The organism is Thiothrix nivea DSM 5205 (assembly GCF_000260135.1).
Taxonomy (GTDB): Bacteria; Pseudomonadota; Gammaproteobacteria; order Thiotrichales; family Thiotrichaceae; genus Thiothrix; species Thiothrix nivea.
Genome location: NZ_JH651384.1, coordinates 1,113,880 through 1,126,345 on the forward strand (window position 1 = coordinate 1,113,880; position 12,466 = coordinate 1,126,345).

Below are 12,466 nucleotides of genomic sequence, written 5' to 3' on the forward strand. Positions count from 1 at the left end.
AAATATCAGTCCACCAAAGTCAGCAGTTCAACGCCGTTTGGCAAATTATCCGCATCAACTGTTACGGTGTAATCACTGAAACTACGCGGTACGCTGTCTTTATCTTTCAACTCGGCTTTCACCCGCTCAAACAGGCTATAGGCCGGAGCATTACCCAACTTGCTATCGTGCTTAAACACATACAGGCCACGGGTAGCCATTTCGCCACGGGCAGCGGAACGGTCGTGCTCGAACATATTGCTCAAGGCTTGCCACAGCAATTCCAGATCACTGTCAGAGAACCCGGTTTGGTCAGCAAGGTGAGCGGAAACGAAACCGTGGGCGACGTACAGGCCATAAGGCACTGTGAATTTGCGCCCCATCGTGCGGTTGTCACCATCCTGCTTTTCAGCTTCCTTTTCTGTCGCTACCGCCATCCGGGTAATCGAATGCTCGCTGGCAATAACGGGGTCAACCGAACGCGCAAACGTCATTTGCACTGGGCCACGTACCTGCCCACAGTTCACACCGGTAGACATGACAGCACCAAAAGTCCGTACATCGTAGAAGTTGTGGCACATCCACTGACGGGCTTCCTCCACCTTATCGCCTCCTTTACGTTTTTTGTCATCGCCAGCCAACAATTCCGTACCACCGGGAATCGCCTGATATGCACGCTCATGCTGTTTGTTGAGAATGGCTTTTTCCTTCACGTAAATTTCGTAAGGCGGTTGCTCCTCTTTCAGCAGACCAATGAAATTGCGGACTTTGCGTTTCAGGCTGACATCCGTCACCAAGCCTTGCCCGGTTTCGGCATCCACACGCGGCAAGTTGCCTGCATCCGGATCGCCGTTAGGGTTGCCGTCTTTTACATCAAACAGCAGTACGAAGTCATAACGATGTTGCAGGCTCATAGCAGTTCTCCTTGTGCCCCGGTTTCAATTTCAGTTTGGGTGGTTTCAGTTTCGGTGGCTTTTTCGCGTTTCTTGAAAAAATCCTGGCGCTGGTGGTAGTAGCCAATCGCAAAACGGCCTTGGTCAGGCAGGCTCAAATGTGCCGGAAAATCGGCAATGCCCGCCATGATTTCACCTAGCAATTTTTCAAGGTTATTAACACGGCCTTTGTTGTCCATTTTGCTCAGGTGATGGTTTTTCAGTTTCATCAGGGTTGAGAAAACGGTAACTGGCGTGGCGGAAGCAGCGCCGTAATAACGGTCACGGATGGTGGCATTGATGCCGGGTTGCGCTTCTTCCTGTATTTTTTCCAGTACCGCAAACAGGCGACCCAAACGATAGCCCACATTCATGTTTGCAAGATCAAGTGACACGGCAAGTTTCTCCGTTGGATTAAGTCGATTCAGATAGGCTTTGATCAAAGCCGCCCGTGGGTAAGTGACCTCCTGCTCAGCACGGATGCGCCGTACTGCCGAAGCCAGTAATGTTTGTGGATAAGGTAAACCCTCCAGAATGCAGCGGATAACCTCACCCGCCAGATTTGGCGGCACATTCTCCGACTTGCCCAACAGTGCAATTGACCTTAGCAGCAACCACAATGGCAGGAATTCTGCGTCACGTTCGCTGCGTTCAATCCTGAGCAATTCAAAATGCTCAACGATCCGCTGACTGACTTCGCGGACTGTTCCCGTGTGCCAAAAGCGGATGCTGATACGGGCCGCATTTGGCGCTAAACCCAAAATGAAAAAGCGGGTTTCTTCACCTAAAGCAGGGGTGCGCCCATATTCTTCAACCGCTTTATACAAAGCCTTAACAGCATTGGTATTACGGTCAGGATCATCTTTGTTGTTGTCCGCAGCACCCCACAAAGCTGTGAAATCATCTTCCAATGGATGCTCTTTCTCAGCCCAGAAAACGGTGGACGCATCCCCAACCTGCATTCGTTGCGTTGAGTCCTTACCCAGCAGGTGATTGAGCGCGGTGGTGTAGGCAAAAGCAGCTTCCTTGCTGACTGGGGCATTGAAACTCTGGCTTTTGCCGTAAGAGGTAAATGCATCCAGATTGAAAGAAATGATGTTTGCCCCTGCTGTTTGTGCTCCCCAAACCCCTTTGATAGAAGGATGCAAACGTTCAATTTCTGCCTGATCCCCAGTCAGCAGGCACGTCGCTTTCGCACCTTCGTCACTGACTGTATTCATCAACGCAGTCTGTACTTGGCGGCTTTGACAAACCAGATGTGGCTGCCCTTGTAATCGGAAGGTCAGATTTGGATTGGTGGCAGCGATTTCCTCCCATTGCGGCTGCCGTTGTAAAACCTCTGCGTCGGGATTACCTAAAAAGGCCAATACAGCAGCAATCCCTTCATCCTGGTCTGCAATATTCAATTGGCGGATACGTTCAGCAAAAGCAGCTTGTTGCTCCTTCACCCGCTCCGGTTTGCCTTTGGTGTCAACTCCCAAAACATATTCGGCGTTATCCCATAACAGATTGGCAGCTACACCTGATGTCTTTTTAACACCTTGGGGGACACGCTCGGACTTGGCGCGTTTCTTTTTGCCATCACCCGTGCGTGTATCTTCAATCTGCACCAGCTTGCCATCGGCGCTAATTTCCAGAATAAAGGGAATTTCCTTGTATTCAAAACCTGCCGGAGCCAATGCAGAATCAGGGCTGGCAGACTTACGCTGGTAATAATCGTAGAGCGCTTGCAGGATCATCCGCGCACCTCCTCACTGTCCCATGCAGGAACCTGGATCACACCATCGTCCATGCTGGCCTGGAAGAATCGTGGCATTGGGTTATTGGCATCGGTAAAATCCATGTCATACAACATCCAGCCCAACTCACGCCTGCCTTGCAATTCCGCTGGAATCTCTATGTTTTCGGCATCTTCAACCAAACGGAAATCACAGGAAAACTCACGAGTACCCAGGTACGGCTGATTGAAGCATTGTCCCTTGCTGGCACGGCGTTTAAACATTTCGGCAAACTTGACCGGGTTGTTCGCCGAGTTGTTATCCAGCATTTCAAAATCAGCATGGAGACGGTAACGCACATCCCGCAGAAACAAGCCTGCCCGTTGCTGGCGCTCTTCTTCCACATACAAACTCAACTGGCCTTTGCCGTGTTTCATCGCAGACTTGACCGCACCTGCTGGCACCACTCCGCCAACCTCATTACGCCGCAAGTTGATCCAGCGAATCGGTTTTAAAACCTCAATGCGACGCACCTGCCAACGAATGGCGGGTTTCCACAAAATGGCCTCAAACACGGCACGGGCAGCAGAAGGCGTGATGACATCGTAAGACACGCGCTCCACCTTCATTTCCGGTCGGGTGAAGCAGGCAAAATCACCTGAAACTTCCAAACAAAATGTTTGCATACTGACATCACCTCAGATGTATAAGGATTCGGCAGACAATGACACACCATCCACCAATAAACCAAGTTTCAAATCGTATATTCCCGGCGTAGTTTGCTCATAAACGCCCGGCAAATTGGGCAGTTCACGGATGTCACCAGCCTGCACCAGCCGGTTTTTATCCCGTTCGCGCACCGTCACGGTATAGCGTTGCAACTTGCGCATCAGGTCGCGTTTCGGGCCAATCGCTTTCAGTTGGGCAATCAGCTTTGTCCCTTCGCCGTATGTCACCAACACTGCAAACCCTGCATCATCAATCAGCCGGAAACGCTGGGCAGCGGTGCGAAACTGGATTTTCAATTCCCGCGCGTTCCGGGCAAGCAAATCGACAATGCCGTGTTTATCCCGTGATTCTGCCCGCGCGTAAAAATGCTCAAAGTAGGTTTTGAAGTGGGAATGATGCAATGGAGCTTGGGTAAACGTCTGAAGCAATGAACGGCAAACAGTGACTGAACGCCCTAAATGCCCTGGCAATTTGGCGTTTAAGGGAGGCACAAACACGACAACCCGCCCTTTCCCAGCCTGCTTACCCTCACGGTTACAACGCCCTGCCGCCTGAGCAATCGAATCCAGCCCAGCCAATGCCCGATAAACCACTGGAAAATCCACATCAACCCCGGCCTCAATCAGTTGCGTACTGACTACCCGCACCGCTTCGCCATTTTGCAGGTGTTGCCGGATCTCTTGCAGCTTTTCAGAGCGATGTTCCCCACACAAATTGGTAGACAGATAGTAAGTATCGGGAGGCAATAGACGGCACAGCTCCGCCGCCTGCTTTTTGGTGTTGACGATAACCAGCACTGAATCCAGTTCGGCAATTTCCACCGCTAAATCTTCCCAGGAACGTTCAGCCACCCAATCCGTCGGCAATTCGACCTTGACCCGCTCCAATGCAGCAAACAGCGCCGCCGGATCTGGCATGATTTCACTGATTTGGCCCGCCTCAAAGCCTTTAACCACCGTGCCCCCAAAGGCATCATGATAAATGTGTAGAGCTGGCTGGGTCGCCGTAGACAGTACGAAAGTCACGCCATAATGTTCAACCAGTGCTTTCATCACCCCCAAAATTGGATTCAGAAATTCGGGCGGCAATAACTGGGCTTCATCCAGCACAATCACACTATTCGCCAGGTTGTGCAGCTTGCGACAACGGCTGGTACGGCTGGCAAACAGCGATTCAAACAACTGCACGTTGGTTGTGACGATAATGGGAGCATCCCAGTTTTCTGCCGCCAAACGGCTTTGGTAGTCCTCTTTATCGGGGTCAAGGTTGCTGTGATGTTCAATCACGCAATTGCCGAAAATATTTCGGTAGATATTGGCTGTTTGCTCAATGATGCTGGTATACGGGATGGCATAAATGATGCGCTGCTTGCCATGCCGGATGGCGTGTTCCAATGCGAAGGCCATGCCTGATAAGGTCTTGCCGCCTCCCGTTGGCACGGTCAGGGAAAACATACCTGCCGGTTTCGCCGCCGCCTCCCGGCAATCTTGCAGGATTTGCGCCCGCAAACGGTTGACTGGGGTAGCTGCCGCTTTGGCCGCAAACGCTGCCATGTGCTGGTTGAAACGAATCAACAGTTCATTCAGTTCGGGATATTGCCCACGCTGCGCAAACTTGTCTTCCTGCATGAATCGCTCGGTATCCAAAAAGTCTGCATCGACCAGACTGGAAAACAACATCCGTATCCACAATGCAGCGTTATCAATGCCCCCAACAGGAGCCGATGCAGGCATTCCAGCTTGCAGAATGTCGTCGGGGATTTTAGCTTGCAGGGCTTTACTAAGATGAATGCCGTCTTGCAGGATTTCTTCCAGTGAACGCCCGTCTGCATCGTCCTTTACCCAATCGGGCAAACCTGCGTGATGGCCTGCAATCAGGTAGGCAAGTATTTTACCGAATAGTTTTTTGGGGTTTTTATCTTTACTTACAGCATACAAAGCACCAGCAGCAGAGTGATTGACTTTGCCGGGTACGTTGTCGGTTTCGATATGGGCATTGCTTGCAGCATAACCTGTTTTGTCACTGATGTAGCGCTGAAACTCAGGGTTGTATTTGCCGAGGTCATGCCAGATACCCGCAGTACGCGCCCAGTCCGCGCCAAACAACTCAGCATATTCTGCCGCCAGTTCTGCGACATCGCGCAAGTGATCATCCAGCCAATGTTCAACTGGCTGATTGCTGGCATCAAACCGCACATGCGCAAGCGGACGTAATTCCTTCATGACAACAAGCCCTATTTCATTCAGACGGCAAACCACACAACCCAATGGCGCTTTTGCGCAGCAAAAATGGATCAATATCACCCCCGCTTGAGATTATTGACCTTTATTGTTTACATTTCAACAAAATTTCATCAGTAAAGCCGCTTTGTCCCCTCCAGTCAAGCCGCCCCCCATACAGCGCCAATTCCGGGTCTGAGAACACCTCCCCAGTAAAAGCTTCAACAGAATGTAACAATACTGTCATATAAGCAGCCTACAATTCCGAAGCGCTTCGACCCCGGTTGAAAGCCCTAAACCTGAGCGATGTCATTCTCCACAGGAGTTTTCATGAGTCTTCCAGCCATCCTGCTGACGCTACTGGCGCTTGCTGCTTTCAGCTATTACATAGGCCGCAAGCGGTCGCTGGCCATTGCCAGCCCGGTCAAGCGTGGCGGTAACAATTTGCATTCCCTGCCCAGCTACTATGGCTATCTGGTGCTGGTCTGGTGCGCCATTCCTGCCTTGCTGGTGCTGGCGTTGTGGTCTATGTTTGACAACACAATGCTGACCCACCAGATGGTTACCCACCTGCCTGCGGAATTGCAGAGCCAGCCTGCCGACCAGTTGAGCCTGACCACCAACCGCATCCTCAACCTGGTGCAGAATGGCCCGGAAACAGCCACCGACCCCGCCATGCAAGCCGCCGCCGAAGATTACCTGCGGATGCAGTCCATCAGCCAGATGGCGAAAACGGTGGTGGTATTGCTGCTGGCGATTGGCGGCATTTTCATCGGGATGCGCATGATCAAACCCAAAACCCGCGCCCGTAATCAGGTCGAAAGGGTGGTCAGTTACGTGATGGTGGCGTGCGCTTCCATCGCTATCCTCACCACGCTGGGGATTGTCCTGTCGGTATTGTTTGAGTCGATCCGTTTCTTCCAGGCCGTGCCGATCACTGAATTCCTGTTCGGAACGAAATGGAGTCCACAAATCGCCATCCGCGCCGATCAAGTGGGCGGTTCTGGCGCATTCGGCGCGATTCCGCTGTTCGCCGGTACGCTGCTGATTTCCTTTATCGCGCTGCTGGTCGCGGTTCCGCTCGGTTTAATGTCAGCCATTTACCTGTCGGAATACGCTACCCCCAGAATCCGCGCGCTGGCCAAACCGGCACTGGAAGTCCTCGCCGGTATTCCAACCGTGGTCTACGGCTTCTTCGCTGCGCTGACGGTCGCGCCCTTCCTGCGCGATGTGGGTGAAAGCCTGGGCATGAATGTAGCGTCAGAAAGCGCGCTGGCCGCCGGGTTGGTGATGGGCGTGATGATCATCCCCTTCATGTCGTCCCTCTCCGATGACGTCATCAATGCCGTGCCACAATCCATGCGCGACGGCTCCTACGGCATGGGCGCTACCAAGTCCGAAACCATCAAACAAGTGATCCTGCCTGCCGCCCTGCCCGGCATTGTCGGCGCATTCCTGCTGGCGGCTTCCCGCGCCATTGGTGAAACCATGATCGTGGTGATGGCCGCAGGTCTGGCCGCCAACCTGACCGCCAATCCGCTGGAAGCTGTCACCACCGTGACCGTACAGATTGTTACCCTGCTGACCGGCGACCAGGAATTCGACAGCCCGAAAACGCTGGCAGCCTTTGCCCTGGGCCTGACACTGTTCATCGTCACCCTGATCCTGAACGTGATTGCGCTGCATGTGGTGCGCAAATACCGTGAACAATACGAGTAAAACGAGGCATCCATGAGCAAGACAACGGAAATAGTCAAAGCCGGGCTGGCGAAGCGTTACGCCCGCGAGAAGCGCTTCCGCTTTTACGGCATGATGTCGATTGTGATCAGCATCCTGTTCCTGGCGATCCTGATGGTGAACATTTTCAGCAAGGGTCTGCCAGCCTTTTCCAGCACTTACATCAAGCTGGATGTGAAGCTGGATGCGGAAACCCTCGGCGTTACTGCTGATGCAACACCACAGACGTTACGCAACGCCAACTACAGCAAGGTGGTGCAGGACAGCCTGCAAACCCTGTTCCCGGACGTGACCGAGCGCCAGCAGAAACGCGCCCTGAAAGCACTGGTCAGTTCCAACGCGCCGTTCCGCCTGCAAGAAATGGTCATGGCAGAGCCATCCCTGATCGGCAGCCAGCAGGCGGTGAAGTTCCTGGCGGACGATGACATTGATGTCTTCTACAAAAACGACGCTGGCCGCAATCTGCCGGAAGCCGACCGCCGCATCAAGGATTACCAGATTGCCTGGCTGGACAAGCTGCAAGCGGATGGCCGCATCAGCACCGGTTTCAACACCACCTTCTTCACCAGCGGCGATTCACGCGAGCCGGAACAGGCGGGTATCCTCAGCGCACTGATGGGTTCCTTCTACACCATGCTGGTGACGCTGTTCCTGTCCTTCCCGATTGGGGTGGCGGCGGCGATTTATCTGGAAGAATTCGCGCCGAAAAACAATTTCTGGGTTGACCTGATCGAGGTCAATATCAACAACCTGGCTGCGGTACCTTCCATCGTATTCGGTTTGCTGGGGCTGGCAATTTTCATCCAGTTCTTTGGCGTACCACGTTCCGCGCCATTGGCGGGCGGCCTGGTGCTGACGCTGATGACCCTGCCGACCATTATTATTGCCACCCGCGCGGCGCTGAAAGCGGTTCCACCCTCCATCCGCGAAGGCGCGTTGGGGCTGGGGGCTTCCCGTACCCAAACCGTATTCCAGAATGTCGTGCCGCTGGCGATGCCCGGCATCCTCACCGGCACCATTATCGGCATGGCACAAGCACTGGGCGAAACTGCTCCACTCCTGATGATCGGCATGGTAGCCTTCATCATCGACGTACCGGGCGGCATTACCGACCCTGCCGCCGCCCTGCCGGTACAAATTTATTTGTGGGCGGACAGCCCCGAACGCGCCTTCACCGAGCGCACATCCGCAGCCATTATTGTACTGCTTGCCTTCCTGATTCTGATGAATCTGCTGGCAGTCCTGTTACGCAAGAAATTTGAGAGACGTTGGTAAGACCATGACAGAAGCAACCGCAATCCTGAACCATTCAGCCACAGCACCCGTTGCCCACAAGGCTGTCGACAACACAACCATCGTCGACATCGAAAAGGTTGTTGAGGAACTCAAGCACACCAAAACTGTGGGCAAACCCCTGGTCAATGACCCCAAGTTTGCCTGCCGTAACGTGGATGTTTTCTACAACGACACCAAACAGGCCATTTTCGGCGTCGATATTGACATCGGCAAGAATGAAGTCGTTTCCATGATCGGCCCCTCCGGTTGCGGCAAATCCACTTTCCTGCGCTGCCTGAACCGCATGAACGACACCATCCCGTCCTGCCGCGTCACCGGCAGCTTGGTGCTGGATGGCGAAGACGTTTACGCCAAGGAGCAAGACCCGGTACTGCTGCGCGCCCGCGTCGGCATGGTGTTCCAGAAGCCGAACCCGTTCCCCAAATCCATCTACGACAACGTAGCCTATGGCCCGCGCCTGCATGGGTTGGCAGCCAACCGCGCCGAACTGGATGACATTGTGGAATCCAGCCTGCAAAAAGCTGGTCTGTTCAAGGAAGTAAAAGATCGTCTGCAATCCCCTGGCACTGGCCTGTCCGGCGGCCAACAGCAGCGCCTGTGCATCGCCCGCACCATCGCCGTCAGCCCGGAAGTGATCCTGATGGATGAACCCACTTCTGCGCTTGACCCGATTGCGACCGCGACCATCGAAGAACTGATTGACGAATTGCGCCAAAGCTTTACCATTTGCATTGTCACCCACTCGATGCAACAGGCCGCGCGTATTTCACAACGCACCGCCTATTTCCATCTGGGTTATCTGGTTGAAGTGAATGACACCAAAACGGTCTTTACCAATCCGCAGCATCAATTAACTGAAAATTACATCACAGGCCGCTTCGGCTAAGGCGGCACGGGGTATGGAAATGAACACAACACAGCACACTTCCCACCAATACAATCAAGAATTAGATGATGCCCGCAGCAAACTCATGACCATGGGCGGGCTGGTGGAAACGCAAGTCACCAACGCCATCAAGGCACTGCTGGAACGTGACAGCGACCTGGGTGAGAAAGTCGCGTTTTCCGACTACGAAATCAACACGCTGGAAGTACAGATCGACGAGCAATGCGCTGAAATCATCGCCCGCCGCCAACCTGCTGCCAGTGACCTGCGCCTGCTCATCACCATCATCAAGGTCATTACCGACCTCGAACGCATTGGCGATGAAGCGGAAAAAATTGGCCGTTACGCAGTGGAAGTCAGTGAAAGCGCCACTTCCGGCGAATTGCACAAATCCCTGCGCCATCTGGGCGATCACGTCAAAAACATGCTGCACGACACCCTGGACGCCCTGGCGCGGCTGGATGTCAAACTGGCCATGCAGGTTGTCAGCGACGACCAGAATGTGGATGCGGAATTTGACGCCATTTCCCGCCAGCTGTTCACCCGGATGCTGGAAGACTCGCGCAATATCAAAGACAGCCTCAATGTCACTTGGTGCGCCCGCTCGCTGGAACGTGTCGGCGACCACTGCAAAAACATTTGTGAGTACGTGGTTTACCTGGTCAAAGGCAAGGATGTGCGCCACACCAACCTGGACAAAATGCGTGAGGAAGTTCTCGGCACCAACGGCTAACCGGGTGGTTGTATGAAAAAACTGATCCTGTGCGTAGAGGATGAAGCCGCCATCCGCTCCATGATCCGCTTTTCCCTGGAACGGGAAGGCTATGCCGTGCAGGAAGCGGAAGATGCCCGTATCGCCCGCAATCTGGCTGCGGAACAAACACCGGACTTGATCCTGGTCGACTGGATGCTGCCCGATGTATCCGGCCCCGAACTGATCCGCCGCTTCCGCCGCGATGAACTCACCCGCGACATCCCCATCATCATGCTGACCGCCAAAAGCGAGGAAGACGACATGATCCAGGGGCTGGATGCTGGCGCAGATGATTACCTCTCCAAACCGGTGTCACTGAAAGCACTCAGCGCCCGCATCAAGGCGCTGTTGCGGCGCTCGGAAGGTTTCAGTTCGCAACGCATCGTCAATGCAGGCCGCCTGCAACTCAATCAGGATGCCCACCAGTTGCGCATTGATGGCGCGCCCGTGCACCTCGGCACTACCGAATACCGGCTGCTGGAATTTTTCATGCTGCATCCGGAAAAGGTTTATTCCCGTTCCCAGCTGCTCGATTTTGTCTGGGGGCAAAACACCTATATCGAGGAACGCACCGTTGACGTGCATGTACTGCGCCTGCGCAAAACCCTGAAAGCCCATGACGCCGACAACGTAATCCAGACCGTGCGCGGCGCTGGCTACCTGTTCAATGCGGAGATGCCGGATGCTGATTGATTACTGGGGGGTAGAACGCTACCGCTTCGGGCTGGTGGTGGGTTGCGGGGCGCTGGTGGCATGGTTTACCCCGTTTCCCCTGGAAGTCATGCTGGCGGTTTTGTTGGGGTATATCAGCTGGATGTTGTACAAGCTGTACCAACTGCAACGCTGGCTGACGGGTGGGCACAAACCGGAAGACATGCCCGACAGTGATGGCGCATGGGAACAGATTGCCTACCTGTTCCATAAATCCCAGCAAAAAAGCGACAACCGCAAGCTCAAGCAACAGGAAGCCCTGCTGCGTTTCAACCAGATACTGTCCGTCTTGCCAGATGCGGCCATCCTGCTGGATGCTGATAACCACATCGAATGGGCCAACAAATCGGCGGCCAAAATGCTGGGGATACACAGCGCCAACGACAAGGGGCAACGTATCGAAGCCCTGTTGCGGAACCCCGACCTACGCAAATTGCTGGAAGAAAACAGCAACCGCAAAGTCACCTTCCCTTCCCCGCTCAACGACAACCTGACCCTGCGCGCGCGCGCCCTTCCCTTGCAAGGCGGCTCGCGGGTCTTGAGCGTGCGTGACATCAGCGAAGGGATGCAATTGCAGAAAACCCGCAAGGCTTTCATTGCCAACGCCTCCCATGAACTGCGCACCCCGTTGACCGTGCTGACCGGTTACATGGAACTGTTTGAAAACGACCCGGAACTGCCTGCCCATCTGCTTCCGCCCCTACAACAGTCGCGTGAACAGGCCGCACGGATGCAGCAAATCATCAGCGACATGCTGGCGCTGTCACGGCTGGAAAGCCAGGAAACCACCCCCATCAAGGGCAACCGCATCGATGTTCCCGCCCTGCTGGAAAGCAGCATCCAGGCCATCCGCGATACCCTGGCCAGCGAAACCCATCTATTGGAGGCCGACATCGAACCGGGCTTATGCGTGTGTGGTTCCGAAAAGGACATTGCCAGCATCATTACCAACCTGCTGGCCAATGCAGTCAAACATACCCCGGCAGGTACGCACATCCATATCCGTTGGCAAGGTTCTGGCGATGGGGAGGTTTGTCTGAGCGTGGAAGACAACGGCCCCGGCATTCCGCAAGAACATATTCCACACCTGACGGAACGTTTCTACCGGGTAGACGCCGGGCGCTCACGCGCCAGCGGCGGGACAGGCTTAGGCTTGGCGATCGTGAAGCACGTCATGCAATGGCATAATGGCTCGCTGACTATCGAAAGCAAGCCCGGCAGAACGGTCTTCCGGGCCTGCTTCCCGTCAGAGCGGGTGCTGGATTAGACGAAGATCCCCCGCAACAGATAGAAGAACATCACGGAAAGGAGCGCACCAGCAGGCAGCGTCACGACCCACGACATAAGGGGATTTCCCTGAAAGATTCCCCCGCAATGGCTACACTTGTCTTATCGACAAGCGGAGTCCCTATCCCCATGCCCCCCGAACCCCAAACAGCTAACCCGATCCTGAGTGAATCCCAGATAGCCGACCTGAAACTGGCGGCCTCGAAAATGTCTGGCAG

The 12,466-nt window shown here is 54.4% G+C and carries 10 protein-coding genes; 6 read left to right on the plus strand and 4 right to left on the minus strand.

Annotated features, from left to right (window positions below; translation table 11 throughout):
* Window positions 1-5: 5 nt before the first annotated feature.
* Genes cas7c through THINI_RS05790 form a run of 4 tightly spaced genes read right to left on the minus strand, consistent with a single transcriptional unit; the run spans window position 6 to window position 5,580 of the window.
* Window positions 6-893: a type I-C CRISPR-associated protein Cas7/Csd2 gene (cas7c, locus tag THINI_RS05775; protein WP_002707715.1), complete on the minus strand. Its 888-nt coding sequence runs from the start codon at window positions 891-893 to the stop codon at window positions 6-8.
* Window positions 890-2,650, minus strand: coding sequence for a type I-C CRISPR-associated protein Cas8c/Csd1 (cas8c, locus tag THINI_RS05780; RefSeq protein WP_002707716.1), 1,761 nt, complete (start codon window positions 2,648-2,650; stop codon window positions 890-892). The genes cas7c and cas8c overlap by 4 nt, the downstream gene beginning before the upstream one ends.
* Complete coding sequence (cas5c, locus tag THINI_RS05785) at window positions 2,647-3,315, minus strand: type I-C CRISPR-associated protein Cas5c (protein WP_002707717.1); 669 nt, start codon at window positions 3,313-3,315, stop codon at window positions 2,647-2,649. Before cas5c ends, cas8c begins: the two co-directional genes overlap by 4 nt.
* A gap of 12 nt (window positions 3,316-3,327) precedes the next feature.
* Window positions 3,328-5,580, minus strand: coding sequence for a CRISPR-associated helicase/endonuclease Cas3 (locus tag THINI_RS05790; RefSeq protein WP_002707718.1), 2,253 nt, complete (start codon window positions 5,578-5,580; stop codon window positions 3,328-3,330).
* 327 nt (window positions 5,581-5,907) lie between these two features.
* Here THINI_RS05790 and pstC point away from each other — a divergent pair, with 327 nt between their 5' ends.
* From pstC to phoR, 6 genes are read left to right on the plus strand one after another with little or no spacing between them, the layout of a single operon-like run.
* A complete protein-coding gene (gene pstC / locus THINI_RS05795) occupies window positions 5,908-7,296 on the plus strand; it encodes a phosphate ABC transporter permease subunit PstC (protein WP_002707719.1) in 1,389 nt (462 codons plus the stop codon).
* Between the two features lie 12 nt (window positions 7,297-7,308).
* The gene (pstA, locus tag THINI_RS05800) at window positions 7,309-8,589 is read left to right on the plus strand and encodes a phosphate ABC transporter permease PstA (RefSeq protein WP_002707720.1); all 1,281 of its coding nucleotides are present in this window, start codon (window positions 7,309-7,311) and stop codon (window positions 8,587-8,589) included.
* Window positions 8,590-8,593: 4 nt separating this feature from the next.
* The gene (gene pstB / locus THINI_RS05805; RefSeq protein WP_002707721.1) at window positions 8,594-9,496 is read left to right on the plus strand and encodes a phosphate ABC transporter ATP-binding protein PstB; all 903 of its coding nucleotides are present in this window, start codon (window positions 8,594-8,596) and stop codon (window positions 9,494-9,496) included.
* A 19-nt stretch (window positions 9,497-9,515) separates the two neighbouring features.
* Entirely contained in the window at window positions 9,516-10,229 is a 714-nt protein-coding gene (phoU, locus tag THINI_RS05810; RefSeq protein WP_154724362.1) for a phosphate signaling complex protein PhoU, read from the plus strand.
* A gap of 12 nt (window positions 10,230-10,241) precedes the next feature.
* Window positions 10,242-10,943: a phosphate regulon transcriptional regulator PhoB gene (gene phoB, locus THINI_RS05815; RefSeq protein WP_002707723.1), complete on the plus strand. Its 702-nt coding sequence runs from the start codon at window positions 10,242-10,244 to the stop codon at window positions 10,941-10,943.
* Entirely contained in the window at window positions 10,933-12,228 is a 1,296-nt protein-coding gene (gene phoR / locus THINI_RS05820; RefSeq protein WP_002707724.1) for a phosphate regulon sensor histidine kinase PhoR, read from the plus strand. Before phoB ends, phoR begins: the two co-directional genes overlap by 11 nt.
* Window positions 12,229-12,466: the final 238 nt, after the last annotated feature.

Excerpts from the sequence above, each read along its gene's own strand:
- cas7c (WP_002707715.1), bottom strand. The coding sequence starts at position 893 with ATGAGCCTGCAACATCGTTATGACTTCGTACTGCTGTTTGATGTAAAA.
- cas8c (WP_002707716.1), bottom strand. The coding sequence starts at position 2,650 with ATGATCCTGCAAGCGCTCTACGATTATTACCAGCGTAAGTCTGCCAGC.
- cas5c (WP_002707717.1), bottom strand. The coding sequence starts at position 3,315 with ATGCAAACATTTTGTTTGGAAGTTTCAGGTGATTTTGCCTGCTTCACC.
- THINI_RS05790 (WP_002707718.1), bottom strand. The coding sequence starts at position 5,580 with ATGAAGGAATTACGTCCGCTTGCGCATGTGCGGTTTGATGCCAGCAAT.
- pstC (WP_002707719.1), top strand. The coding sequence starts at position 5,908 with ATGAGTCTTCCAGCCATCCTGCTGACGCTACTGGCGCTTGCTGCTTTC.
- pstA (WP_002707720.1), top strand. The coding sequence starts at position 7,309 with ATGAGCAAGACAACGGAAATAGTCAAAGCCGGGCTGGCGAAGCGTTAC.
- pstB (WP_002707721.1), top strand. The coding sequence starts at position 8,594 with ATGACAGAAGCAACCGCAATCCTGAACCATTCAGCCACAGCACCCGTT.
- phoU (WP_154724362.1), top strand. The coding sequence starts at position 9,516 with ATGAACACAACACAGCACACTTCCCACCAATACAATCAAGAATTAGAT.
- phoB (WP_002707723.1), top strand. The coding sequence starts at position 10,242 with ATGAAAAAACTGATCCTGTGCGTAGAGGATGAAGCCGCCATCCGCTCC.
- phoR (WP_002707724.1), top strand. The coding sequence starts at position 10,933 with ATGCTGATTGATTACTGGGGGGTAGAACGCTACCGCTTCGGGCTGGTG.